The organism is Microcystis sp. LE19-8.1F, from assembly GCF_027531715.1.
In the GTDB taxonomy this organism is placed as follows: Bacteria; Cyanobacteriota; Cyanobacteriia; order Cyanobacteriales; family Microcystaceae; genus Microcystis; species Microcystis wesenbergii_A.
On sequence record NZ_JAPZSO010000185.1, the window covers coordinates 1 to 2,052 of the forward strand.

1 protein-coding gene and 1 pseudogene are annotated in these 2,052 nt (G+C 45.2%); both read right to left on the minus strand.

From position 1 onward, the window contains the following. Positions 1–530: 530 nt before the first annotated feature. A complete protein-coding gene (locus O9334_RS17525; protein WP_288001485.1) occupies positions 531–1,727 on the minus strand; it encodes an SMP-30/gluconolactonase/LRE family protein in 1,197 nt (398 codons plus the stop codon). Positions 1,728–1,832: 105 nt separating this feature from the next. After that, positions 1,833–2,052 (minus strand): annotated as a pseudogene (locus O9334_RS17530) (IS630 family transposase); the annotation flags it as partial.

A 2,052-nucleotide genomic window follows, 5' to 3' on the forward strand; every position in this document is an offset into this window, starting at 1 on the left:
CTTTTTTCTTCCTCTTCCCATTTTTTCCCACAATCCTTCCATTCCTCGCTTTTTCCAACGATGGAAGCAATCTCGCACGGTGTGGGGCGATTTTCCCTTAATATTGGGCTATCTTCTCCACTGACCATCCATAATGCCTAAATCTAATGATTTCGGCTCTCTCCTTGACCCTATAAGGAATTCCTGCAAGTTTTTGTCTTCTTCTTCAATTAAATCAATTTTTAGAGGGGCTGGCAAGGTTTTATTCCTCCTCCACAAAGGGTTTTCTACTATTTTATAAGTTTTTTCGCCTACCTACTTAAGTAGGGCTTGCTGAAAAAGTTTTTCCTGGGGTGTGGGCTTCGGCCGTGGGCGTTGCTGAATCAAGGTATGAATGACAACCTTGCACCTATCCAAAAGTTAGTTTGGGTCTAGGTTTTAAAAATCCCACAAAAGAAGATTCATATCTCAAATCAGCAACGCCGAATTGCTATAGCGAGAAGGTGAAGAATTTAATTGAATCAGTTGTTCCCTGAATTTTTCAGCCAGCACTAAGTATCCTTGTCCTTTTTCTTGTTGCTTTTGGCATAATCTTTTTTGAGAAGGGACATAGCACCTAAAACTACTCCCATACCCATGATAGTTGAGGATTCGGGAACTTCTTGAATGCGTGCAATGGTGTAAATATTTAGTCCCTCATACCGAGGTGGATTCCCAATCATATTAATGGGAACGTTCACAAGGCGAAGGGTCGGATTGGCCTGATTAGCAACGTAGATATTGCCTTGGCTGAAGACAATGCCCGCCGGTCCCATCAGGCTAATTGGTGCGCCATCGGACGATAGGCCCCTGAAAGAACCGACGACCTGTACCACCAGTCCCTGGGCGTTCAGCACGACGACTTGGTCTTTTTGACTTGAGGCTACCCATAGTAACCCATTATCATCAAAGTCAATATTGTCAGGTCCATCGATTGGTCCTCCCTGAGCGAAGACGCTGAAATTTCCTGGCAAACAACTCACAGCACACCCCGTCAGGTCTAGCTTGTAGATTGTGTCGGTACTCGTATTCCCCATAAAGAGGGCAGATTTTTCGGGGCTGAAGGCGAGACCGTTTACTCCGAACGGAGGAAAGCCAAGGGGACCTAGTGCTGAATTACTGAAGAAGATGCCGCTGGTCGAGTTGGTTGGGTCGAGATAGTAAATATTGCCTTGATTCTGCCCGAAGTCTGAGGCACCATTGTCCGATATCAGTAACTTGCCGTCGGAGATCATTTCAATCGCATTCAGCCCACAAAACTTCCCCTGACCGCTAGACAGTGAAGCATACCCATCGCAAATGTCGTAGGTCCGGGTGGGAGTACTTAGGTTGGTCAATGGTAGATTGTATTCCAGTACATCGCCATTCCAGATATCAATCTGGTAGAAAGTATTCCCCACAACGACATTACCCAAGGAAACCACATGGGAAGGCAAAGGGGTCGTTGAGAGAAGTTGTCCGTTCGGATTCCAGGCATAGATATTATTATTAAACGGCGGTTGAAAATTAGAAGTCAGTACAAACGAGGCAGCGTAGATGTTTCCCTTGGTGTCGGCAGTTAACCCCTCAGGTACCCCCGGCTGTCCGAGTGGCAGGTCAGCCCAGCGCACAGCATCAAGGGAAGCTGCCCTGACTGGTACTGCTGCTAAGATCAGAGTCGCCAACAGAAAAGAAAGCTTGGACAGAAAAGAGAAATTGGTTAATTTCATGTTGATTTACTGTAAGTAAGTACCTAACCCAATTAATAAGATAATACCCCAGATAAGCTGTTCGTAATTTAAATTGCGTTAGTCAAAACTCACTCCCAGCGAGTAAAGTCCCAGAATATTTAATCTTTTTCCTCGTCTTTTAGTCTGTTCTAAGACTTTCTGCTCTCCAAGACGAGCATAAGTGTAGCTGACGGGACTCCAAAGAGAAAAACCTGATTCATCCAAAAATTTTAGACGGATTTCTCCGGCACTGTGCGCCCAGAACAACCAGTCTAAATCGGCTTTTTTAGCTAATTTAACTTGAGGAGCAGCACCATTGGGTTGT